The sequence below is a fragment of the Nonomuraea sp. NPDC050643 genome, from assembly GCF_040654715.1.
In the GTDB taxonomy this organism is placed as follows: domain Bacteria; phylum Actinomycetota; class Actinomycetes; order Streptosporangiales; family Streptosporangiaceae; genus Nonomuraea.
Genome location: NZ_JBFAIM010000018.1, coordinates 68,621 through 88,736, shown reverse-complemented (window position 1 = coordinate 88,736; position 20,116 = coordinate 68,621). Strand labels below are relative to the sequence as shown.

Sequence of the window (20,116 nt, the reverse complement as noted above, 5' to 3'; positions counted from 1 at the left end):
GGAGGTGGTGTCGAGTGAGGCGACGACGGGTCAACCGGGTCGCGACCATCAGCATGCACACGTCACCGCTGGACCAGCCCGGTACGGGCGACGCCGGCGGCATGAACGTGTACATCGTCGAGTCGGCCAAACGGCTGGCTCAACTCGGGGTGGAGGTGGAGATCTTCACCCGGGCCACCGCCCGTGACCTGCCACCCGTGGCCGAGCTCGCCCCCGGCGTCCTCGTACGGCACCTGACGGCCGGCCCGTACGAGGAGATGGACAGGGGCGAGCTGCTCGGCCAGCTCTGCGCGTTCCTGTCGGAGGTGCTGCGCACCGAGGCCATGTACGAACCGGGCCGCTACGACGTCATCCACTCCCACTACTGGCTGTCCGGCCAGGTCGGCTGGCTGGCCAAGGAGCGCTGGGGCGTGCCGCTCGTGCACACCATGCACACCATGGCCAAGGTCAAGAACCTGCTGCTCGCCCAGGGCGACAAGCCCGAGCCCAAGGCCCGCGTGGTCGGCGAGGAGCAGGTCGTCGAGATCGCCGACCGTCTCGTGGCCAACACCGCCGACGAGGCCCGCGAGCTCATCGACCTGTACGGCGCCCCCGAGCAGCGCGTCGCCGTCGTCAACCCCGGCGTCAACCTCACCGTCTTCCAGCCCGCCTCACAGGGCGCGGCCCGGCACCGCCTCGGCCTGCCGCAGGACGCGCACGTCCTGCTGTTCGTCGGCCGCATCCAGCCGCTCAAGGCCCCCGACGTGCTGCTGCGCGCCGCCTCCCGGATGCTCATCGACGACCCGTCCCTGCGCGGCCGGCTCGTGGTCGCGTGCGTCGGCGGCCCCTCGGGCAACGGTCTGGCCAGGCCCTCCATCCTCACCGAACTGGCCGCCGAACTCGGCATCTCCGACGTGGTACGCCTCGTGCCGCCCGCTCCCCAGCAGGAACTGGCCGACTGGTACCGGGCCGCCTCCGTCACCGTCGTCCCCTCCTACAACGAGTCGTTCGGGCTGGTCGCCCTGGAGTCGCAGGCGTGCGGCACGCCGGTGGCCGCCGCCGCCGTGGGCGGGCTGCGCACCGCCGTACGGGATGGGGTGTCGGGCCTGCTCGTCGACGGCCACGACCCGGCCGACTGGGCGCAGGCGCTGCGCCGCTTCACCATCTCGCCGCGCTGGCGCGACCAGCTCTCACGAGACGCCCGTACGCACGCGGCCGCGTTCGGCTGGCAGTCCACGGCCTCGAACCTGATGGACGTGTACGCCGCCGCCGTCGCGAACCTGCACAAGATCCCCGTAGCCCTCAACTTCTGACCCGACCTTTGTTCTACCGGCCTTCTATCCTGGTCCGCATGCGCGATGTCGTGGAAGCCGCACTCAAGGCCGCGGACGTCACCTATGACGAGCCGCGGCCAGGTGCGTTCCTGGTCAAACTGCCCGGACAGCACAAGCTCGCCACCATGACCTGGCTGATCGTGGGGGAGCGGGTGCTGCACGTCGAGGCGTTCTTCTGCCGCCAGCCCGACGAGAACCACACCGAGTTCTACCGCTGGCTGCTGGGCAAGAACGGCTCGATGTACGGGGTGCACTTCTCGCTCGACCCCGTCGGCGACGTTTACCTGGTGGGGCGGGTTCCCCTGGCGGCGATCACGGCGGAGGAGGTCGATCGGCTGCTGGGGTGCGTGCTGACGTACTCGGACGACTGGTTCGACCGGGCGCTGGAGCTGGGCTTCGCCTCCTCCATCAGGCGGGAGTGGGAGTGGCGCGCCAGGCGCGGCGAGTCCCTCGCCAACCTCCAGGCCTTCGCCCGCTTCGCCGACCCCGACCGCTGAGTCACCCCGCCACCTCCTCCCCTGAGGCCTTCTCGCAAACCATAGGATTGGCCGCATGGCGACTTTGGTGCTGCTAAGACACGGCGAGAGCGACTGGAACGCGAAGGGCCTGTTCACCGGCTGGGTGGACGTGAGCCTCTCGGCCAAGGGCGAAGACGAGGCCCGCCGAGGCGGCAAGCTCCTCCAGGAGACCGGACTGCGCCCGGACGTCGTCCACACCAGCCTCCTGAACAGGGCCATCCAGACGGCCAACCTGGCGCTCGGGGAGGCCGACCTCCTCTGGCTCCCGGTGAAGCGGAGCTGGCGCCTCAACGAGCGCCACTACGGCGCCCTTCAGGGCAAGAACAAGGCGCAGACCCGGGAGGAGTTCGGCGAGGAGCAGTTCATGCTCTGGCGCCGCTCCTACGACGTCCCCCCGCCCCCGATCGCCGACGACGACGAATACTCCCAGGCCGGCGACCCCCGCTACGCCCTGCTCCCGTCCGAGCTCATGCCCCGGACGGAGTGCCTGAAGGACGTCGTGGACCGCATGCTGCCCTACTGGTACGACGAGATCGTCCCCGACCTGGCCGCCGGCCGCACGGTCCTGGTGGCGGCCCACGGCAACTCCCTCCGCGCCCTGGTCAAGCACCTCGACGGCATCAGCGACGAGAAGATCGCCGGCCTGAACATCCCCACGGGCATCCCCCTGGTGTACGAACTCGACGCGGACTACCACCCGACGGTGCGCGGGGGCCGATACCTGGACCCCGACGCCGCCAAGGCCGCCATCGAAGCCGTGGCCAACCAGGGCCGCTGACCTCGGAGGCCGACTCCGCGCCCGGGGAGTGGGGCAAGCTCCACACCCCGGCCCGTCCTGCGGTGACGCCTCACTCCGGATCCGGCAGGTGCATCGACGCGAGCCTGGCCGGGTCGCTCACGGCCGCGATGCCGACGATCCGGCCGTCCACGACGGTGAACGCGATGACCGAGAGCGGGCTGCCGTCCGCACGCCAGGACACGATCCCGGGAAGGCCGTCGACGAGCACCGCCCGCCCCTGCGTGCCCGCGCCGGCGGGCAGTCGCGAGCCGGCGGCGACCTTGGTGGCGCCGAGGACGACGACCGGACCGTCGGGGGTGTCGATGGTCAGCTTCACCTCGGGGTCGAGCACGCGCAGCAACCCTTCGAAGTCGCCGTGCCGAGCCGCCGCCAGAAAGGCCTGGACCACCTCACGCTGCTCCCGTGTGGGTGCCGCCGGCCGCTCGGTCGCCCGCACCTTCCTGCGGGCGCGGCTGGCGAGCATCTTGGTGGCGTCGGTGGACTTTCCGAGGATCCGGCCGATCTCGTCGAACGGCACCGCGAACAGGTCGTGCAGCACGAACGCCAGCCGCTCGCTCGGTCCGAGCGACTCCAGGACGGCCATGAGCGCGAGCCCGACCGAGTCGGCGAGCGCCACGTCGTCCTCCGGCACAGGGTTGTCGTCGACCGTCACGACGAGTTCGGGCAGCCGGTCGTCGTAGGACGCCTCGGGGCGGGCCTGGCGTGATCGCAGGACGTCGAGGCTGATCCGGCCGACCACCGTGGTCAGCCAGCCGGCGAGGTTGTGGATGGTCGCCGTGTCCTGCCGGGAGAGCCGCAGCCAGGTCTCCTGGACCGCGTCCTCGGCGTCGGCGTGCGATCCGAGCATGCGGTAGGCGACCGCGCGCAGCCGGTCGCGCTGCGCCTCGAACGCCTCCCCCACCGGGTCCGCCGGGCTGGTGTCGGACATGTTGTTACCTTCCTCGGATCCGCTCCGTCATCGGTCATGACGGGCCCGGACGGGCACAGGTAACCGATGAAGGAGCATGACCGATGGAAGCACGTATGAAGAGCAGGGCGAACCCCGACGTGGTGACGGCGATCCAGCACCTCTACAAGGCGATTCACGCAGGTGGCGTCGACCCGCTCGTCCTCGGGCTGGTCCACCTGCGCGCCAGCCAGATCAACGGCTGCAGCCCGTGTGTCTTCGCCGGGATCGCGGCGGCCAAGAAGCAAGGAGAGACCGACGAACGGCTGCACAACGTGGTCACCTGGCGCGAGACGCCGTTCTACACCGAGGCGGAGCGAGCCGCGCTCGCGCTGACCGAGGCCGCCACCCGGATCCAGGACGGCGCGCCAGGCGTGACCGACGAGATCTGGGACGCGGCCGCCGCCCACTTCGACGAGGAGCAGTTGTCCGCGATCAACCTGGAGATCGCGCTGACCAATTTCTTCAACCGGATCAACCGTACGATCCGGGAGCAGGCCGGCAAGACCTGGTAGGCCGGGCGGGGCGTCATCCCCGAATCACGTAGCCGAAGCCCGCGAATTTCGCCAGATGTGCGGTGGCGACGCTTGAGCTGGGCGAAGGCCTTCCTCCGCCCAGCTCGGTAACCGGTCTGTCCGCAGACGATGTTAGGGCCACGGCGAAGGGCTCTTCACACATTCAGCGGATCCGGGACCGCTGTGGAGCACTAATTCCTACGCGGCGGCCAGCTCTTCCACTGAGGCGGCTGATTGGTGTCCTCGATGAACCGCTTGGCCTTGTCCACACAGTCAGGACAGATCGGCTCATCGACCGACCTGGCCACAGCTTCGGGCTTGGCCGGGCGCAGTGTGCCCAGGACCGTGAATCCCGGTGGAAGCCGGGTTTCAGGATCGATCAGCACCGTCTCGACCTCTTTCGGGTCGTAGCTGAAGGTGCGCTTGCACGTGTGGCACCGGCCCGTCGTCTGCGCGTGTTCGTCCGCCATCGGCCCTCCCATCGGCCCTCCCATCGGCACCGTACCGGCCCTCAGCATCGCGCATCCCGGACGGCTTCTCACTTCCGGACTTGCTGGCGTGGCGGCCCTTCGGGGCCGGGGAGCGCGAGGGGCCGGAAGGCCCCTCGCCGGGGGTGTGGGGGCGTGCCCCACAGGACACAGCCTGGGTCCGGGCCGTTGAGCCGAGGACACGCGATGTCAGGCCGGGCGGGCTCCGGTGACCAGGTAGACGACGTCCTGGGCCACTCGCACCGCGTGATCCGCGTACCGCTCGTAATACCGGCCCACCAGCGTGATGTCGATCGCCGGCTCCACCCCGTGCTGCCAGTCCTTGGCCAGGATGTTCCGGAACAGCCTCCTGTGCAGCCGGTCCATCGCGTCGTCGTCCTGCTCGAGTTCGAGCGCCGACTCCACATCCCGCGAGGCCACGCAACTCCCGGCCTTGGTGACCAGGTTCTCCGCGATCTGGCCCATCTCCAGGATGGTCGAGCGCAACTCCGGCGGGATCGCCGAGTCCGGGTGGCGCAGGCGGGCCACCTTGGCGACGTGGACGGCCAGGTCGCCCATGCGTTCCAGGTCGGTGCCCATGCGCAGCGCCGTGATGACCATTCGCAGGTCCACCGCGACCGGCTGCTGCCGGGCCATCAGTTCGAAGATGGACGCCTCGATGTCGGCGAAGGTGGCGTTCACTTCCTCGTCCCGGGAAATGACACTCTCGGCGAGCCCGAGGTCGGAGTCGAGGAGGGCCGTGGTGGCACGGGAGATGGCCGAGCGGACAAGCCTCGTCATCTCGACCAGCTTGTCGGTCAGCAAATCAAGTTCTTCATGGTACGCGTCGCGCATGCCGTCACCGTACGTGCCGCTCGATGAACGAACCCCTACTGCCAGATGAACTTTCCAGGAAAGGGTCGTTCATCCCCTGATGAGAGGGTCTGTCCCTGGGAAAACGCCGCCTACCATCGGAGGCATGAGTGAGATGGCCATGAGCTTCGCGGCCCTGGCCGGGTTCGTCGTGGGCGCCCTGGCGGTCCTGTTCTACCGCAATCAGATCGAGGCTCCGAGCCGGACCGGTGCGACCGACAGCGTCGAGACCGGTGCCGCCCTGCCTCAGGGCGTGGCGTCCGTGCTGGCCGTGCTGCCTTCGTCCGCCGTGGTGCTCGACGCCCATGACCGCGTCCTGCGCGCCAGTTCGGCCGCGCGGGCGTTCGGGCTGGTCAAGGGTGACCGCCTGATGGCCGCGGAGCTGCTCGCCCTGGCCCGGCAGGTGCGCCGCGACGGTGAGATCCGTGAGAGCGAGATCGACGTCGCCGGGCACAAGTTCGGCCAGGAGACCACGAACTTCGCCGTACGCGTGGCGCCCCTGGGCTCCTACGGCCAGGTGCTGGTGCTGGCCGAGGACCAGACCGAGCGGCGCAGGGTCGAGGCCGTGCGCCGCGACTTCGTCGCCAACGTCAGCCACGAGCTGAAGACCCCGGTGGGCGCCATGAGCCTGCTGGCCGAGACCATTCAGGACGCCGCCGACGACCCCGAGGCCGTCAGCCGTTTCGCCGGGCGTATGCAGCACGAGGCCGCCCGGCTCAACTACCTCATCCAGGACCTGATCACGCTCAGCCGGATCCAGGGCGCCGAGCCCATCCCGACGCCGGGCCAGGTCTCCATCGACGAGTCCATTCACGACGCCATCGACCACTGCAACACCAAGGCCGCCGCCAAGGACATCACGCTCGTCTCGGGCGGCACGGAGGGCCTGCGTGTCTGGGGTGACGACGAACTGCTCGTCACCGCCCTGCGCAACCTGATCGACAACGCCGTCGCCTACAGTCCCGAGCACACGCGGGTGGTCGTCAGCGTGCGGCCGGCGGGTGACTCCGTCGAGATCAGCGTCAGCGATCAGGGCATCGGCATTCCCGAGGAGTCGCTGGAGCGCATCTTCGAGCGCTTCTTCCGCGTCGACGCCGCCAGATCGCGGGCGACCGGCGGCACCGGGCTCGGCCTTGCCATCGTCAAGCACGTCGCCGCGGCCCACGCCGGCGAGGTGTCAGTCTGGAGCAAGGAAGGGTCCGGCTCCACCTTCACGCTCCGCCTGCCCGCCTTCGGCGGCACGGCGGTGGCAGTACCACCCTCGATTCCCTTGGAGGCAGCCCAATGACGCGTGTACTTGTCGTGGAGGACGAGGAGTCCTTCTCCGACGCCCTGTCCTACATGCTGCGCAAGGAGGGCTTCGAGGTGTCGGTCGCGGCGACCGGGCCCGAGGCGCTCGACACCTTCGACCGCAACGGCGCCGACCTGGTGCTGCTCGACCTGATGCTGCCCGGCCTGCCGGGCACGGAGGTGTGCCGCTCGCTCAGGCAGCGTTCCAAGGTGCCGGTCATCATGCTGACCGCCAAGGACAGTGAGATCGACAAGGTCGTGGGCCTCGAGCTGGGCGCCGACGACTACGTCACCAAGCCCTTCTCCTCCCGGGAGCTGGTGGCCCGCATCCGCGCCGTACTGCGCCGCCAGGGCGACGTCGTGGAAGAACTGGAGACGGCCGTGCTGGCCGTCGGCCCGGTGCGCATGGACGTCGACAGACACGTCGTCGCCGTACGCGGTGAGCAGGTGCAGCTCCCCCTGAAGGAGTTCGAGCTGCTGGAGGTGCTGCTCCGCAACGCCGGCCGGGTCCTGACCCGCGGCCAGCTCATCGACCGCGTCTGGGGCGCCGACTACGTGGGCGACACCAAGACGCTGGACGTCCACGTCAAGCGCCTGCGCGCCAAGATCGAGGCCGACCCCTCCAACCCCCGCTGCATCCTGACCGTGCGCGGCCTGGGCTACAAGTTCGACGCGACCGAAGACTGAAAAACCCTTGTTCCGGTACGGGAGCCGTACCGGAACAAGGGTTTTCTGGGTCAGTGGCCCTCTTCGGCGGGGGTGGAGGGCGTCGGGGTGGGCGTGGGGGCCGCGGTGGCGCCCGGGGCCGCGGGGTATTCCTGATATTCGCGGCTGCGCGTGACCACAGGCACGTTCATGGACACGACACCCGCGTTGGCGAACTGGAGATCCAACTTGATGGTCTCGCCGCCCCTGAGGCTCCTGGAGAGCGCCTCGAGCATGATCTGCGGGGTGGGCTTGCCGGTGTTGACGAGCTGGTTGCTCGGGAGCTGGATGGGCGCCGTGATCTTCGCGGTGGCGAAGGTGCCGGCGGAGACGGCCTGGAGGGTGTCGGGGGCGCCTGCGGTGTTCAGGATGTTCAGGTAGACGGGGGCCGAGCCGCGCCAGGCGAGCTGTGCGCCGGAGTCGGGGCCGAGGATGAACGCCTGCGGGATGTGAATGCCGCTCTTGTTGCCGTATGCACCCTTATCGATCAACACTTGCGCCTCGTTGGGCGCGTACGGCTTGTTGGTGGTGGCGTCGAATCCGGCCCCGCAGCCCGCCAGCACGGGGGCGGCCAAGAACGCGGCGGCTACGACAATCCAGCGACGGCTGGTCACGGGCGGGTACTCCTTGGTCTTGCGCAGGTCTCGCGCGTGCGTGATGTGCAGCGCCCACCATATCCACCCCAATGCAAGGTCATATCCGCACCCCCGCAGGTCATTCGCTATGTCCGCAAATGCGATTCATAGAGTTGAGCACTTGTCAAGCCCCAATATGCGGCCTTGACCTGCAGTTATGAGGATTTCACTGTTCCGGGAGGCTGTGGATGCGTGGTACCCTGGAGTACAGCGGAAGGGGTACTTGTCACATGACTTTCCAGGTCGGCGACACTGTCGTCTACCCCCACCATGGGGCTGCTCGGATCGAAGCAATCACGAAGCGATCCATCAAGGGTGAGGAAAAGACCTACCTGGTGCTCAAGGTCGACAAGGGCGACCTTACCGTCCAGGTGCCAGCTGAAAACGCAGAACTCGTCGGTGTGCGCGATGTTGTCGGTCAGGAAGGCCTTGAGCGGGTTTTCGACGTCCTTCGGATGCCGCACACGGAAGAGCCGACCAACTGGTCTCGTCGCTACAAGGCCAATCTGGAGAAGCTCGCGTCCGGCGATGTGAACAAGGTCGCCGAGGTTGTTCGGGACCTGTGGCGGAGGGACCGCGAGCGCGGCCTGTCCGCCGGCGAGAAGCGCATGCTCGCCAAGGCGCGCCAGATCCTGGTCAGCGAGTTGGCTTTGGCCGAGAAGACCAATGAGGACAAGGCTGAGGCCCTTCTCGACGAGGTCCTCAACTCCTGAACACGAATCTTCCACGGGTGGGCGTCGGAATCGACGTCCACCCGTTCGCTTCGGCCGACTCCGGCCGTGAGCTCAACCTCGCGGGCCTGCACTGGCCGGAGGAGATCGGGCTCGAAGGTCACTCCGACGGCGACGCCGCCGCGCACGCGGCCTGCGACGCGTTGCTGTCCGCGGCCGGGCTCGGTGATCTGGGCGGGTTGTTCGGCACCGCCGACCCCAGATGGGCGGGCGCCTCGGGCACCGCGCTGCTCGAGGAGACCGCGCGCCAGGTGCGGGCCGCGGGCTTCGAGATCGGCAACGTGGCCGTCCAGGTGGTCGGCAACCGGCCCAAGCTGGCGCCACGCCGTACGGAGGCCGAGAAGGCGCTCAGCGCCGCCGTGGGCGCGCCTGTGAGCGTGTCCGCCACCACCACCGACGGACTGGGCCTGACGGGCCGCGGAGAGGGCGTCGCGGCCATCGCGACCGCCCTGGTGGTCAACCTTTCCTGAGCACCGGGCGTCTGTATTGAGGGACGCGTGAGGGTGTCCCGGCGGGTCGTCGCCTAGCCCGCCGAGTTCGGAGGCGGCGGTTCGTCACTGGCGCGGTACGAGCCGCCGCCTTCTCATGGGTAGTTTGCCTGTTCAGAGGGTATGTGTCCCGATGACATGTGAACGTCTCGGGGGGAGCTACACATGATCGGCGCGATTGTTTCCGCGGTAGTCATCGGCGCCATCGTCGGTGCGCTTGCCCGGCTGATGGTGCCCGGCAGGCAGAACATGTCCATCGGCCTCACCCTCATCGTCGGCATCGTGGCCGCCCTGATCGGCACGCTGATCGCGCACGCGTTCGGCTGGGCCGACACCAAAGGGATCGACTGGCTCGAACACATACTCCAGCTCGCGCTGGCCGTCATCGGCGTGCTCCTGGTCACCCGAATGGGTATGGGGCGCCGCGGGCACGGCGGGCACACTGACAGAACAACGACCTAACCTGCTCGTTCGTAATTTCGGCGCATAAATGCCGTAGATCGGGTAGCGAGCAACCCCGTGAGGATGAACCGCTCACCCTCACGGGGAGGTTTCATATCATGACCATCGAATCCATCCTGGGCGCCATCGTCATCGGCGCCGTGATCGGCGCCCTCGGTCGACTGCTGCTGCCTGGTAGACAGGCCATCGGGTGGATCCTCACCATCGTCGTCGGCATCATCGCCGCCCTGGTGGGCACGCTGCTCGCGCAGGTCCTCGGTGTGGAGACGACGCCCGGCATCGACTGGATCGAACTGGTGATGCAGGTGGTGCTCGCGATCGTCGGTGTCGGCCTGGTCGCCGGGCTGCGCCGCGGTCACCGTGTATAGCGGCATCGACGTCGAGCCGGTGCGCGGGTGAAGGACCCCGATCCGCGTCATCGAGCCAGGCGGGACACACGAGGCCCGCCCGGGAATCACCCGGGCGGGCCTTCTTCAGTCCTCAGGCGGGCGTGGGGTGCTGCGCAGGCGGCCCGCGGGAGCCGGCGTGCCGTCGTCGATCACCGGGTGCGGGGCGGTGTCCTCGAGCTCTTCCCGGCGTTCTTCCGCGTCGGCCGTCTCGGGTCCGTGCCCGGGGTCGGGGATCCCGGGCGTGTCGTCGTCCTCGACGACGGGATGCGGCTGGGTGTCCTCGTCCTCGTCCTTGCTCCCGGAACGCGGGTGGACCAGGACATCGGTCGGCTTGACCCGGTCGCCCCAGCGGACCGGCCGCGTCTGCGCCGCCGGCTCTTCCTCTTCTTCCTCCTCCTGCACGGGCCACTCGGACACGCGCGCCGAGACCGGCGGGGTCTCAGGAGCGGCGGTGGGGCCGACCACCGGGGTGGGCTCCAGGACGGGCACGGGCGCCTCCGTGACGAGCGGGGGCGGTGTCTCGGCCTGGCGCGGAGTCTCGGGCTGGGGCTGGGACTGGGACTGGGGCTCGGGCAGGGGCCGATGGAACGGCACCAGGTCCTGTTCCTCCTCGTCGCCGGTGCGACGGGAGTCACGGTGGGCCTGCACGTGCTTGATCAGCAGTAACCACAGCCACAGCGCCAGGGCCAGCATGACCCAGGGCGCCAGGGCCACGCCCACCGCCGTCGGACGCACGTCGAAGGTGAAGCGCACCGCCGTGGCCACGTTGACCGCCGCCGCGGCGACGATGAGCAGGACCAGCACGAAGGCGGCCTGCACGCGCACCAGCATCCTGGCCGAGCGCAGCAGCAGCACGCCGACCAGCGCGACCACCAGGAGCGCGTCGAAGGCCGCCGGATAGAGGAAGGCGAGATCCTGCCTGCCCTCGCCGGTGATGGCCAGCGCGCGCAGGTCGTCGAAGGAGAGCGCGCAGGCGGCCCCGGTGAGGGCGGCGACCGCGAGCCCCGCCAGGGCGATGCCCAGGCGACGGAGCGTAGAGGGGGGAGTCACGTCCATGGCGGTTTCGAGCCTACAGAAGAATGGTCATCAAGACCGATCGAGGGAGAGCCCAGATGGCCGAGCTGACGGAAGAAGTCCGCAATCTACTGGACGCGCCGAATTACGCGACGGTGACGAGCCTCAACCCCGACGGCGGGCCGCAGTCGTCCGTCGTGTGGGTCCGCACGGACGGCGACGACGTCCTGTTCTCGACCGTGCGCGGACGCAGGAAGCCGCGGAACTTCGAGCGTGACCCGCGGGCGAGCCTGCTGGTCATCGACCCCGCCGACCCGTACCGGTACGTGGAAGTACGCGGCCGCGTCACCCTGACGCCCGACCCCGAGGGCGCGCTCATCGAGGAGCTGTCGCAGAAGTACCGGGGGCAGCCATGGGAGGACAAGCCGGGCGTCGAGCGGCTGATCGTACGGATTTCCCCCGACAGGGTCCACTTGCGGGGCTGATTTATCGACCTGATGACGGCCCTGAGGCGTTAGCCTTGCCTTCGTGAGCCTGCACATCTACGACACCAGCGCGCGCGCCATCCGTGAATTCGTTCCGGTCGAAGCCGGCCGGGCGTCGATTTACCTGTGTGGGGCAACCGTGCAGGCTCCTCCGCATATCGGGCATATCCGCTCGGGCGTGAACTTCGACGTGCTCCGGCGCTGGATGGCGCGATCCGGTTACGACGTGACGTTCTGCCGCAACGTCACCGACATCGACGACAAGATCATCAGGGTGGCGGCCGCGGACGGCGTGCCCTGGTTCGTCGTGGCCGAGCGCAACCAGCGGGCCTTCACGTGGGCCTACGACACGCTGGGCTGCCTGCCGCCGACCGTCGAGCCGCGCGCCACCGGGCACGTGCCCGAGATGATCACGCTGATGGAGCGGCTGATCGAGCGCGGGCACGCCTACGCGTCCGGCGGCGACGTCTACTTCGACGTCCCCTCCTACGCCGACCGCTACGGCTCGCTGTCCAACCAGAAGCCGGAGAACATGCGGGGCGCCGGCGACACCGACGACGAGTCCTGCAAGCGCGACCCCCGCGACTTCGCCCTGTGGAAGGGCGAGAAGCCGGGCGAGCCGACCTGGCCGACCCCCTGGGGCCCCGGGCGTCCCGGCTGGCACCTGGAGTGCTCGGCCATGGCGACCAAATACCTGGGGCCGGCGTTCGACATCCACGGCGGCGGGATCGACCTGATCTTCCCGCACCACGAGAACGAGATCGCCCAGTCGCAGGCCGCGGGCGACGGGTTCGCGCACTACTGGATGCACAACGGCATGCTCAAGATCGGCGCCGAGAAGATGAGCAAGTCGCTCGGCAACTCGCTGCTGATCCCCGAGATGGTGCAGAAGGTCCGGCCCGTCGAGCTGCGCTACTACCTGGCGGCGCCCCACTACCGCTCCTCCATCGACTACTCGGAGGAGGCGCTGCTGGAGGCCGCCGCGGCCTACCAGCGGATCGAGGGCTTCGTGACGCGGGCCGCCGAGGTCATCCACGACGTCGACGCCGACGCGCCGCTGCCGCAGGCGTTCGCCGACGCCCTCGACGACGACCTGGGCACGCCGCAGGCGCTGGCGGTCGTCCACGAGGTCGTCCGCGAGGGGAACGTGGCGCTGTCGCGCGGTGACAAGGAGGCCGTGGCGCGGCTGCTGGCCGAGACCCAGAACATGCTCGACGTCCTGGGCCTCGACCCGCGCTCACCGCAGTGGCGTGGCGCCGGGTCCGACCTGTCTCCCGTCGTCGACGCGCTGGTGGCGGTGGCGCTTGAGCAGCGCAAGGCGGCCCGGGAGCGCAAGGACTACGCGGCGGCCGACGCCATCCGAGACCAGCTCACCGCCGCCGGGATCACGGTCGAGGACACCCCGCATGGGGCTCGGTGGGAGCTGAGCCGCTAGCGGATCCGGGTGAGATCGATGACCACGAACTGGTCGCCGAGCCGATAGACCACTGTCGGCACCTCGGTGACGCCCAGTTGGACGGCGGTCATCTGGCCCTTGGCGTCGGGGCGCAGGCCCAGGTCGCCGGACTTGCCGGTGGTGAGGTCGACCAGCGTCTGCACACGGGTGGGCCCGGTCAGCAGAGCGGTCGTGAAGCGGTCGAGCGCGACGCCCGAGATGCCCGGCTGGCCGAGGCCGCGTTCCTGCGAGCCGTCGCGCAGCCGGTAGAACGGTGAGTCGTCGGCCCGCAGGCCCGCGCAGGTGGTCACGCCGCATCGGACCAACTGCTCACCAGGATGGACGACGGCCCTGCTCGTCTCGCCTGTCTCGGCGTTGAGCAACTCCTCGAAGGCGGGCTCGTCGCCCTGCGTGTGCTCGCCGGGCGTGCCCACCCAGGGCCAGCGCAGGATGTGGTGCCGGTCGGCGCCCGCGACGGGGGTCACGCCGCCGCCCGCCAGAGGGACGGTGAACACGCCGCCGCCGGTGAGGGAGAAGGCCAGCTTGTCGCCTGTCACCGCCGTCTGGTCGGTGGAGCCCGCTATGGGGTCGTCGGTGGTGATGGCCCTGGGCTGTCCGCCTTCGAGCGGCGCCGACCAGAATCGGGTGCTTCTCTTCTCGATCGTCGTCCAGATGACCTGTCCAGCGCCCACCGTGTAGCCCGAGGCGTACACGCCCTTGGGGGTGCGGATGTCGGTGATCTTGCGGATCTGGCGGGTTTCGAGGTCGTAGGCGTAGAGCGCGCCGGCCTTCTCGAAGCTCTCCCAGGTCTCCACGAGGAGCGTGCGGTCGTCGACGAACATGATGGGCCTGGGCTTGCGGCCGGCCAGCAGCTTCGCCGGGATCTTCCACACCGCGTCCGGCCAGACCTTCTCCACGGGGTCGGGTGCGGTGGTGGCCGGGGGGTTCACGGCTATCTGGGGCCGGTCTTCGCCGAGATCGCGTACCGCGGCCGTGACGCCGCCCGCGACGACGGCCACGGCCAGCGCGGTGGCGACGGCGAGCGTCCGCGTGCGGCGCCGCCTGGAGGTGCGCGCGATGTGCGCGGAGAAATGGCTCGGCGCCCGCGGCGCGCTCTCGGCGGCGCGGCCGATGACCCGGCCGAGGTCGTCTTCCAGTTCCTTGGTCATGGGGCGCTCCTCTTGGCGGGGGTACGGCGGGCGGCGATCGCGGAACGGAGCTTGGCCAGGCCCAGGGAGGCGTGGCTGCGTACCGTGCCTTGAGAGATGCCGAGGAGGTCGGCGATCTCGGCGTCGGAGAGCTGCTCGTAGAAGCGGAGCACGAGGACGGCGCGCTGTTTGCGCGGCAGCCCTTCGAGGGCCCGCCAGAGTCCCTGGTCGGCGTCGGAGGGCAGGACGTCGTGGAGGGGCGTCTCGGGCAGCGCCCAGGCCAGGCGTTCACGGCGGCGGCGGCGCCAGATGCTGATGTGGAGCCGGGCCATGATGACCTTGGTGTAGCGCTCCGGGTCCTCTTTGCTGCGTACCCTCTCCCATGATCGGTGCAGCCTGACCAGGGCTTCCTGGGTCAGGTCCGCCGCGTCGTGCGGGTTGCCGCTGAGCGCGTAGCCGTACCGGAGTAGTGCGTTGGCCCGCTCGGCGACGAACTCCGCGAAGCGGGAGTCGTCATCCACTTGTCATTCGCCTTTCCGTGGTCGGTCATGCCAGAGACGGGCTCGGAGGGAGATTTGTTGAACCACCCTGACATTTCTGGACGGGCGTGTTTTGAAGCGAGGTGGGGCGATGTGTTCCCGCCCTGCGGGCGGCGGCTTCGGACGGCCGGTGTGGCCGTTCCCGGGCCCGCTTTCCGAAATACGGGAGGTTGGTGGAGTGGGCTGAGGTGTGTGGTGGCCCGAGTACTCTTGTTGGCATGGCAGCAGGCGGTAGGGCATCGGGCAGGCCCGCGAAGAAAAAGGGCCCGGCCAAGGGCACCGGGGGTCAGGTCCGCCGGTCGCTCGAGGGCAGAGGCGCGACTCCGCCTGCCGAAATGCGGCACTGGTACAAGGACAAGGCCCGCAGCGAGCGCATCGCCCGTGAAGACCGTGGCGACGGGCGGCGCAGCGGCCCCGCGAGGCCGCAGCGGCGCTCGGAGGACGCACCCGAATACATCGGTGGCCGCAACCCCGTGCTCGAGGCGCTGCTGGCGGGGGTGCCGGCCAACGCGCTCTACGTCGCCCAGCGCATCGACAACGACGACCGCGTACGCGACTCCATCAAGACCGCGGCCGAGCGCGGCATCGCCCTGCTCGAGGTCTCCCGCGACAAGCTCGACCGCCTGACCGAAGGCGCCGTCCACCAGGGCATCGCGCTGCAGATCCCGGCGTACGAATACGCCCACCCGTCGGAGCTGGTGGCGCTCGCCGAAGACGCCGCCGAAGTCCCCCTGATCGTGGCCCTCGACTCGGTCACCGACCCCCGCAACCTGGGCGCCATCGCCCGCTCGGCCACCGCCTTCGGCGCCCACGGCCTGCTCATCCCCTCCCGCCGCTCGGCCGGAGTCACCGGAGGAGCCTGGAAGACCTCCGCCGGCACCCTGGCCAACCTTCGCGTGGGCCGCGCCTCCAACCTGACGGCCGCGCTCCGGGAATACCGCGAGGCCGGCCTGTTCGTGATCGGCCTGGACGGCTCGGGCGACACCGACATCGCCGATGTGGAGCTGCTGTCGGAGCCGCTGGTGGTGGTCGTGGGCTCGGAGGGCAAGGGGCTCTCGCGGCTGGTGCGGGAGCACTGCGACGTGGTGGCCCGCATCCCGATGCAGGCGGCGGCTGAGTCGCTCAATGCTGGTGTGGCGGCTGGGGTGGCGTTGTATGAGGTCGCTCGTCACAGGCGCCTCTAGCGTCTACACTGGTAGGCCGTGCCGACGTAGCTCAATCGGCAGAGCATCTGTCTTGTAAACAGAAGGTCAGGGGTTCGATTCCCCTCGTCGGCTCTGCAACAGAAGGCCCCTGAACAGGCATTACGCCGTCAGGGGCCTTCTGCTTTCCGGTCTTCGGCCGGTGTCTTCGGCGTCTTCGGGAGCCACCGGGGGCTGTTTCCCCAGGAGAGCGGTGGAGATGGGCTCCGTTGTCGCGCGCCGGTCGCTTTCGAGTAGGTGACCGTAGACGTCCTTGGTGATCGCAATGCCGGCGTGGCCGAGGGCTTCTGACACGACGTGGAGGGGAGTGCCCTGGGCGAGCATGAGCGACGTGCCGGAACGGCGAAACTCGTGCGGATGCCAATGGCCGAGTCGCCTTCTTGGCCAGGCGGGAGAACGGGTGCGAGAACGTGTCCGGGTTCGGACGGGTCGCCGAAAGCGGTTGGGAATATCAGACCGTGCTCTGTCCAGTCCTCGCCTGCTTTGAGACGCTCCTGGTTGTGGGCGGCCCTTGTGGCGCTTGATCGCCCCGACTCTCGCACGGCATCGATCATCGAGGCGAAGCTCGGCTCGCGGATGATGATCAGCTCGGAGTACCAGAAGTGCCGTCCGCCGAAGTGCTCGCGCGTACCCTTCCAGCGGTCCATGACTCTGCCGACGACATCGAGGGTCATGAAGACTGCAACAGAGGCACACAACGGCGCACGTCCACACCCGACCAGCAGCGGGGCACGTCATCCGCCCGTGGCGTCCTCGGCCTCCCAGCGCAGCAGGTCGCCCGGCTGGCACTCGAGTACCACGCAGAGCGCGGCGAGCGTCGTGAAGCGCACCGCCTTAGCGCGGCCATTCTTGAGTACCGCCAGGTTGGCGGGCGTGATCCCTACGCGCTCCGCGAGGTCGCCCACGGACATCTTCCGCCTGGCCAGCATCACGTCGATGTCGACGACGATCGGCATCAGATCACCTCGTCCAACTCGGCCTGCATCTGCACCGCTTCGACGTCGCGCGCGACGGCCTGGGCGAGCAGCATCCGCAGCACGAGCACGATGAGCGCGACCCCCAGGATGGCCAGGCCAATCCCGCCCATGATGACGGTGACGCCCGGGTCGTCCCGCTGGCCCGGCGCATTGAGGGCCGTGACCGCGAACCACAGGAGGGCAGCCGCCACGATCGCGCCGATCACGGCGTCCACGTACCGGAAGGCGGCGTGGGAGAACACGGTTCCGCGTCGCACCATCGTCACCAGCCGCCACACGCTGACCATGGCGACCTGACCCGTCACCATGCCGAGGATCGTGATCACGCGCAGCGGGGTCAGCGCGAGCGACCCGTCCTCCGGGTCGCTCCCGCTGGCCAACACCCACACCATCAATGCCTGTACGAACACGGTGCCGGTGAGCACCACCACGAGCACGGCGCGAAGCGCACGCACTGCCAGCTTTCCCATGGCTCATCCTTCCATCGAGTTGCGATGAAAACCTATTGAATTTCGATAGGTTAAGCAAGGGCGGGGCGGAGGGTTGGCGGCGGTTTCGCACGGCAGCGGGGCGCTGTCGCCCCTCCCATGGCATGGGCGTTCGCGCGAACCGTCTTGATCTTGCCGAAGTCGACGGCAACCTCCTGCTGTTCAAGCCCCGACGTTTGCCAAGGCTCCCGTCGGCGCGGATGGTTGCCAAAGGTCGGCTTGAACAGGGAGGGGCCGGCCACACACGGCGCGCATCCGATGCGAGGCGCAGGTGTGATCACCACTGTTTGGTGGCCATGAGCCGACGGTGCCGGCAGGCCACCAAATGGTGGTGGCGGGGGCCCGCCGCGACAGCGGGCAGGGGGCGAGGTTGGGAGTTACAGGTCGATGGGGGTGTTGCAGCGTGACAGCCGCCCCATGACGACGGGTGCGGCACAGGAGCGACTCCCTGTACAAGCCGCCATTGGGTGCGCGTGCCCGTTGCGTGCCCGATGGGACGGTGATCAAGGGGAAGTCACGATGACTCGTGGGCAGGGCCGCATGGCCTTTGACCAGAGCCGGAGCATGTCAGCGGATCATGAGCCGAACTCTTCCAAACTGGTGGTGTGCGTTCCGGCTAAGCAGACACTCCACTGTTGAGAATCAACACCCTGGTGGATCTCCTCCGACTGCGTGGAGTGCATCGATGTACCCGCCACCGACGTCGACCGCTTGATGTCCGTCGTCTTGTGCGCGGAGCACGTGAGCGCCCAGTCCGCCGCCGGTCCGATCTCCTGGAGACGCAGTCGCTTCTTCCGATTGATCCCGCGAGCACGACCGATGTAACAGACGTGTAGGTCGATCCTCTCGATGCAGACGGCCATGGGTCTTGGCCCGGTCTACCGTTTTCCCGGTAGGCCGGGCCGTTCAAGGCAGACGTGAGGAGAGCCGTTTGGACTCGAAGACGCCGGCCCACTACGGCCGGCTGGTGGATGAGACGCTGACCGTGCCGTTATGCGTCACCTGGATGGTGAACATGCCTGCCACGGAGGCGCTTGCGGCGGTGGGAGGGCGAGAAGAGAGCTGGGGCGGGCGGACGTGCAAGGAGACGGTGCAGGCCGCCAATGATGCTCTGCCCATGCACCCGGGCGTGGCGCTGGCCGGGGCGCTGGGGGAGTGGACCGTGCTGGTCGAGCCGAACGGCTTCCGGCCTGCCTGAGGCGCTGGCGGCCTGGGCGGAGCTCTGGGATCAGGACGATCCCCGCGTGGCCGGGGTGGAGTTCCGCGACGGCGTCCTCCGGCGGATAGTGCTGGGTGAGCACCCCGAGCGGCTCGGCCGGCGGGGCGGTGGCCAGTTCGCCGATGAGGGGAGCGTCGCGGCCCTCGGCAAGGAGGCGGTCGCGGACGCCGCGTACACCGAGCGGGGGTGAGGCGGACCAGCGGGAGGTCGGGCTCGGCGAGGGCGGTGCGCAGGCGTTCGACCGCGTCCGGTGGCAGGGGCTGGTCGTCGTGGTCGAGGTCACTCGCGTAGAGGGGGTCGGCGGGCCCGCGGGCGAGCTCCACGGCCCCAGAGCTCGGACAGGACCTCGAACATGCGCCCCAGGTCCCGGGTGGCCTCGCGGCACCAGAGATCACGCAGGTGCTCTTCCTCCTGGCCGAGAACGAAATACTCCTGGCAGGCCAGACACACCGTCCCTTCGAGCCGGACCATCGGCATCTCGTCCGGCCCGTACATGGAGTTGAGCACGTCCGGCAGGTCTCGTCGAAGATCTCGGCCAGGAGGGGCTCGGGCCGCCATGTTGCGACGGGCACCGTGACCACCCGCCCCCGCTCCGGCAGCACCTCGAACGTGCGCCGCCACAGCGCTCCGGCTCGCGCAGCAGGGGTGCGGCCTTGGCCACGCGGAAGAGCCGGCCCTTGCTGGTGCGGGTCAGGCGCAGCTTCTCTGCCCAGGCGAGCAGCAGGTTGAGCTGCGGCAGATCGGTGGCGCGGCGGACGCACAGCCGTCCTTGCCCACCCAAGCGACCAGGGTGATGAGATGCTGGACGGTCCGGCTGCGCGCGGTAGCCTCCGTCAGCTCGGACGCGGTCCGAGTTCTGTGCGGCCTTCTGGCAGAGCGAAATTCATTGCAATTCAGAAGGCCAATCGGCTTGCTTGGTCGGGCGTAATTCTGACGGTGAATCTAGTAATGCTTGTCGAGGGTTGATTGTCTATGTACTATCGCTTTCGTAGATCCTTGGCGGCGCCAGGATCGCCTGGGATTTCGTATTCGGAGGTGTTCCGTGGGGTCGAGGATCAAGGTGAAGAAGGTGCTTGTCGTCGCGGCGATCATTGGTGCCGCTATCGCACTCGCGAGCCCGGCCCATGCAATAGGTGAAGAGTCCGGTGGAGGTCCGGTTTCCACCAACGGGTTCACGTGGTCCAATTAGCTGCCGTGCTCATTCCGGAGAAGCCGGTCTGACGTAGGTGACGGTGGTGACGTACACCTGCCGGCCGGCGAAAATCTCCGTCAGGACGGTGTGTGGTGGGGGAGGATCGTTGGATATTCGGCTTTCGTCGTCGCGTGGCGCTTGGAATTCGGCAGGCTGTGGAAGCGTATCCAGTGGTCTCGCTCATAGCGCAGTTCGTAGCCGACGGGCGGGCAGTGCGGCCATTGGGAGTGCCATAAGGCGGACAGTTCTGGCAGGGCCGGGTTCGGGAGTTCGCGTGCGGGCACGC

Annotated in this window: 26 protein-coding genes and 1 tRNA gene; 16 read left to right on the top strand and 11 right to left on the bottom strand. The window is 68.8% G+C overall.

Going from position 1 to position 20,116, the window contains the following annotated elements:
* Nucleotides 1-53 precede the first annotated feature (53 nt).
* From mshA to AB0I15_RS25100, 3 genes are read left to right on the top strand one after another with little or no spacing between them, the layout of a single operon-like run.
* Complete coding sequence (gene mshA / locus AB0I15_RS25110) at nt 54-1,292, top strand: D-inositol-3-phosphate glycosyltransferase (RefSeq protein ID WP_358100343.1); 1,239 nt, start codon at nt 54-56, stop codon at nt 1,290-1,292.
* A gap of 38 nt (nt 1,293-1,330) precedes the next feature.
* Entirely contained in the window at nt 1,331-1,810 is a 480-nt protein-coding gene (locus AB0I15_RS25105) for a YbjN domain-containing protein (protein WP_358100006.1), read from the top strand.
* A gap of 55 nt (nt 1,811-1,865) precedes the next feature.
* Nucleotides 1,866-2,609: a phosphoglyceromutase gene (locus AB0I15_RS25100; protein WP_358100003.1), complete on the top strand. Its 744-nt coding sequence runs from the start codon at nt 1,866-1,868 to the stop codon at nt 2,607-2,609.
* 70 nt (nt 2,610-2,679) lie between these two features.
* Here AB0I15_RS25100 and AB0I15_RS25095 read toward each other — a convergent pair whose 3' ends face one another.
* Nucleotides 2,680-3,558 carry a sigma-70 family RNA polymerase sigma factor gene (locus tag AB0I15_RS25095; protein WP_358100000.1) on the bottom strand — a complete coding sequence of 293 codons (879 nt, stop codon included), beginning with the start codon at nt 3,556-3,558 and terminating at the stop codon, nt 2,680-2,682.
* An 83-nt stretch (nt 3,559-3,641) separates the two neighbouring features.
* On the opposite strand from AB0I15_RS25095, the gene AB0I15_RS25090 reads away from it, so the two are divergent.
* Nucleotides 3,642-4,091 (top strand): carboxymuconolactone decarboxylase family protein, encoded by a 450-nt coding sequence (locus AB0I15_RS25090; protein ID WP_358099997.1) that lies wholly within the window; start codon nt 3,642-3,644, stop codon nt 4,089-4,091.
* Nucleotides 4,092-4,282: 191 nt separating this feature from the next.
* Here the strand turns inward: AB0I15_RS25090 and AB0I15_RS25085 are convergent, their stop codons facing one another.
* Entirely contained in the window at nt 4,283-4,561 is a 279-nt protein-coding gene (locus AB0I15_RS25085; RefSeq protein WP_358099994.1) for a hypothetical protein, read from the bottom strand.
* 207 nt (nt 4,562-4,768) lie between these two features.
* On the bottom strand, nt 4,769-5,413 hold the full coding sequence (phoU, locus tag AB0I15_RS25080) for a phosphate signaling complex protein PhoU (RefSeq protein WP_358099991.1): 645 nt from the start codon (nt 5,411-5,413) through the stop codon (nt 4,769-4,771).
* Between the two features lie 124 nt (nt 5,414-5,537).
* Between phoU and AB0I15_RS25075 the strand changes: the two genes are divergently transcribed.
* Both AB0I15_RS25075 and AB0I15_RS25070 read left to right on the top strand, forming a co-directional pair.
* Complete coding sequence (locus AB0I15_RS25075) at nt 5,538-6,719, top strand: ATP-binding protein (RefSeq protein ID WP_358099988.1); 1,182 nt, start codon at nt 5,538-5,540, stop codon at nt 6,717-6,719.
* Complete coding sequence (locus AB0I15_RS25070) at nt 6,716-7,408, top strand: response regulator transcription factor (RefSeq protein WP_358099985.1); 693 nt, start codon at nt 6,716-6,718, stop codon at nt 7,406-7,408. The genes AB0I15_RS25075 and AB0I15_RS25070 overlap by 4 nt, the downstream gene beginning before the upstream one ends.
* A gap of 50 nt (nt 7,409-7,458) precedes the next feature.
* On the opposite strand, the gene AB0I15_RS25065 is transcribed toward AB0I15_RS25070, so the two are convergent.
* Nucleotides 7,459-8,112, bottom strand: coding sequence for a copper chaperone PCu(A)C (locus tag AB0I15_RS25065; protein WP_358099982.1), 654 nt, complete (start codon nt 8,110-8,112; stop codon nt 7,459-7,461).
* 179 nt (nt 8,113-8,291) lie between these two features.
* On the opposite strand from AB0I15_RS25065, the gene AB0I15_RS25060 reads away from it, so the two are divergent.
* The 4 genes from AB0I15_RS25060 to AB0I15_RS25045 all read left to right on the top strand — a co-directional run bounded on the left by AB0I15_RS25060 (nt 8,292) and on the right by AB0I15_RS25045 (nt 10,110).
* Entirely contained in the window at nt 8,292-8,774 is a 483-nt protein-coding gene (locus AB0I15_RS25060) for a CarD family transcriptional regulator (RefSeq protein ID WP_043624891.1), read from the top strand.
* 17 nt (nt 8,775-8,791) lie between these two features.
* Nucleotides 8,792-9,262 (top strand): 2-C-methyl-D-erythritol 2,4-cyclodiphosphate synthase, encoded by a 471-nt coding sequence (gene ispF / locus AB0I15_RS25055; protein WP_358099979.1) that lies wholly within the window; start codon nt 8,792-8,794, stop codon nt 9,260-9,262.
* A 183-nt stretch (nt 9,263-9,445) separates the two neighbouring features.
* On the top strand, nt 9,446-9,742 hold the full coding sequence (locus AB0I15_RS25050) for a GlsB/YeaQ/YmgE family stress response membrane protein (protein ID WP_358099976.1): 297 nt from the start codon (nt 9,446-9,448) through the stop codon (nt 9,740-9,742).
* A gap of 98 nt (nt 9,743-9,840) precedes the next feature.
* Nucleotides 9,841-10,110: a GlsB/YeaQ/YmgE family stress response membrane protein gene (locus tag AB0I15_RS25045; protein WP_358099973.1), complete on the top strand. Its 270-nt coding sequence runs from the start codon at nt 9,841-9,843 to the stop codon at nt 10,108-10,110.
* A 105-nt stretch (nt 10,111-10,215) separates the two neighbouring features.
* Here AB0I15_RS25045 and AB0I15_RS25040 read toward each other — a convergent pair whose 3' ends face one another.
* On the bottom strand, nt 10,216-11,187 hold the full coding sequence (locus tag AB0I15_RS25040) for a DUF2637 domain-containing protein (protein WP_358099970.1): 972 nt from the start codon (nt 11,185-11,187) through the stop codon (nt 10,216-10,218).
* A gap of 56 nt (nt 11,188-11,243) precedes the next feature.
* On the opposite strand from AB0I15_RS25040, the gene AB0I15_RS25035 reads away from it, so the two are divergent.
* Nucleotides 11,244-11,630 carry a PPOX class F420-dependent oxidoreductase gene (locus tag AB0I15_RS25035; RefSeq protein ID WP_358099967.1) on the top strand — a complete coding sequence of 129 codons (387 nt, stop codon included), beginning with the start codon at nt 11,244-11,246 and terminating at the stop codon, nt 11,628-11,630.
* Between the two features lie 43 nt (nt 11,631-11,673).
* Entirely contained in the window at nt 11,674-13,065 is a 1,392-nt protein-coding gene (gene cysS, locus AB0I15_RS25030; protein ID WP_358099964.1) for a cysteine--tRNA ligase, read from the top strand.
* Here cysS and AB0I15_RS25025 read toward each other — a convergent pair.
* Nucleotides 13,062-14,234, bottom strand: coding sequence for a hypothetical protein (locus AB0I15_RS25025; RefSeq protein ID WP_358099961.1), 1,173 nt, complete (start codon nt 14,232-14,234; stop codon nt 13,062-13,064). The genes cysS and AB0I15_RS25025 overlap by 4 nt on opposite strands.
* A complete protein-coding gene (locus AB0I15_RS25020; protein ID WP_358099959.1) occupies nt 14,231-14,734 on the bottom strand; it encodes a SigE family RNA polymerase sigma factor in 504 nt (167 codons plus the stop codon). Before AB0I15_RS25020 ends, AB0I15_RS25025 begins: the two co-directional genes overlap by 4 nt.
* Nucleotides 14,735-14,970: 236 nt before the next feature.
* Between AB0I15_RS25020 and rlmB the strand changes: the two genes are divergently transcribed.
* Both rlmB and AB0I15_RS25010 read left to right on the top strand, forming a co-directional pair.
* A complete protein-coding gene (gene rlmB / locus AB0I15_RS25015) occupies nt 14,971-15,936 on the top strand; it encodes a 23S rRNA (guanosine(2251)-2'-O)-methyltransferase RlmB (protein ID WP_358099956.1) in 966 nt (321 codons plus the stop codon).
* A 20-nt stretch (nt 15,937-15,956) separates the two neighbouring features.
* Nucleotides 15,957-16,029, top strand: a tRNA-Thr gene (locus tag AB0I15_RS25010).
* Between the two features lie 27 nt (nt 16,030-16,056).
* On the opposite strand, the gene AB0I15_RS25005 is transcribed toward AB0I15_RS25010, so the two are convergent.
* From AB0I15_RS25005 to AB0I15_RS24995, 3 genes are read right to left on the bottom strand one after another with little or no spacing between them, the layout of a single operon-like run.
* Entirely contained in the window at nt 16,057-16,692 is a 636-nt protein-coding gene (locus AB0I15_RS25005; RefSeq protein ID WP_358099953.1) for a tyrosine-type recombinase/integrase, read from the bottom strand.
* Nucleotides 16,689-16,910 (bottom strand): helix-turn-helix transcriptional regulator, encoded by a 222-nt coding sequence (locus AB0I15_RS25000; RefSeq protein ID WP_358099950.1) that lies wholly within the window; start codon nt 16,908-16,910, stop codon nt 16,689-16,691. The genes AB0I15_RS25005 and AB0I15_RS25000 overlap by 4 nt, the downstream gene beginning before the upstream one ends.
* On the bottom strand, nt 16,910-17,401 hold the full coding sequence (locus tag AB0I15_RS24995) for a DUF2975 domain-containing protein (protein ID WP_358099948.1): 492 nt from the start codon (nt 17,399-17,401) through the stop codon (nt 16,910-16,912). Before AB0I15_RS24995 ends, AB0I15_RS25000 begins: the two co-directional genes overlap by 1 nt.
* A 949-nt stretch (nt 17,402-18,350) precedes the next feature.
* Here AB0I15_RS24995 and AB0I15_RS24990 point away from each other — a divergent pair.
* Entirely contained in the window at nt 18,351-18,617 is a 267-nt protein-coding gene (locus tag AB0I15_RS24990) for a hypothetical protein (RefSeq protein WP_358099945.1), read from the top strand.
* A gap of 46 nt (nt 18,618-18,663) precedes the next feature.
* Nucleotides 18,664-18,828, top strand: coding sequence for a hypothetical protein (locus AB0I15_RS24985; RefSeq protein WP_358099943.1), 165 nt, complete (start codon nt 18,664-18,666; stop codon nt 18,826-18,828).
* Nucleotides 18,829-18,917: 89 nt separating this feature from the next.
* Here the strand turns inward: AB0I15_RS24985 and AB0I15_RS24980 are convergent, their stop codons facing one another.
* Nucleotides 18,918-19,196 (bottom strand): hypothetical protein, encoded by a 279-nt coding sequence (locus tag AB0I15_RS24980; RefSeq protein ID WP_358099940.1) that lies wholly within the window; start codon nt 19,194-19,196, stop codon nt 18,918-18,920.
* Between the last annotated feature and the right edge of the window lie 920 nt (nt 19,197-20,116).

Coding starts and splice junctions, on each gene's coding strand:
- AB0I15_RS25000 (WP_358099950.1), bottom strand. CDS start 16,910: ATGCCGATCGTCGTCGACATCGACGTGATGCTGGCCAGGCGGAAGATG.
- rlmB (WP_358099956.1), top strand. CDS start 14,971: ATGGCAGCAGGCGGTAGGGCATCGGGCAGGCCCGCGAAGAAAAAGGGC.
- AB0I15_RS24995 (WP_358099948.1), bottom strand. CDS start 17,401: ATGGGAAAGCTGGCAGTGCGTGCGCTTCGCGCCGTGCTCGTGGTGGTG.
- AB0I15_RS25105 (WP_358100006.1), top strand. CDS start 1,331: ATGCGCGATGTCGTGGAAGCCGCACTCAAGGCCGCGGACGTCACCTAT.
- AB0I15_RS25045 (WP_358099973.1), top strand. CDS start 9,841: ATGACCATCGAATCCATCCTGGGCGCCATCGTCATCGGCGCCGTGATC.
- AB0I15_RS25070 (WP_358099985.1), top strand. CDS start 6,716: ATGACGCGTGTACTTGTCGTGGAGGACGAGGAGTCCTTCTCCGACGCC.
- AB0I15_RS24980 (WP_358099940.1), bottom strand. CDS start 19,196: ATGGCGGCCCGAGCCCCTCCTGGCCGAGATCTTCGACGAGACCTGCCG.
- AB0I15_RS25040 (WP_358099970.1), bottom strand. CDS start 11,187: ATGGACGTGACTCCCCCCTCTACGCTCCGTCGCCTGGGCATCGCCCTG.
- AB0I15_RS25075 (WP_358099988.1), top strand. CDS start 5,538: ATGAGTGAGATGGCCATGAGCTTCGCGGCCCTGGCCGGGTTCGTCGTG.
- AB0I15_RS25060 (WP_043624891.1), top strand. CDS start 8,292: ATGACTTTCCAGGTCGGCGACACTGTCGTCTACCCCCACCATGGGGCT.
- AB0I15_RS25085 (WP_358099994.1), bottom strand. CDS start 4,561: ATGGCGGACGAACACGCGCAGACGACGGGCCGGTGCCACACGTGCAAG.
- AB0I15_RS25100 (WP_358100003.1), top strand. CDS start 1,866: ATGGCGACTTTGGTGCTGCTAAGACACGGCGAGAGCGACTGGAACGCG.
- phoU (WP_358099991.1), bottom strand. CDS start 5,413: ATGCGCGACGCGTACCATGAAGAACTTGATTTGCTGACCGACAAGCTG.
- AB0I15_RS25025 (WP_358099961.1), bottom strand. CDS start 14,234: ATGACCAAGGAACTGGAAGACGACCTCGGCCGGGTCATCGGCCGCGCC.
- AB0I15_RS25095 (WP_358100000.1), bottom strand. CDS start 3,558: ATGTCCGACACCAGCCCGGCGGACCCGGTGGGGGAGGCGTTCGAGGCG.
- AB0I15_RS25005 (WP_358099953.1), bottom strand. CDS start 16,692: ATGACGTGCCCCGCTGCTGGTCGGGTGTGGACGTGCGCCGTTGTGTGC.
- AB0I15_RS25035 (WP_358099967.1), top strand. CDS start 11,244: ATGGCCGAGCTGACGGAAGAAGTCCGCAATCTACTGGACGCGCCGAAT.
- mshA (WP_358100343.1), top strand. CDS start 54: ATGCACACGTCACCGCTGGACCAGCCCGGTACGGGCGACGCCGGCGGC.
- AB0I15_RS25050 (WP_358099976.1), top strand. CDS start 9,446: ATGATCGGCGCGATTGTTTCCGCGGTAGTCATCGGCGCCATCGTCGGT.
- AB0I15_RS25090 (WP_358099997.1), top strand. CDS start 3,642: ATGGAAGCACGTATGAAGAGCAGGGCGAACCCCGACGTGGTGACGGCG.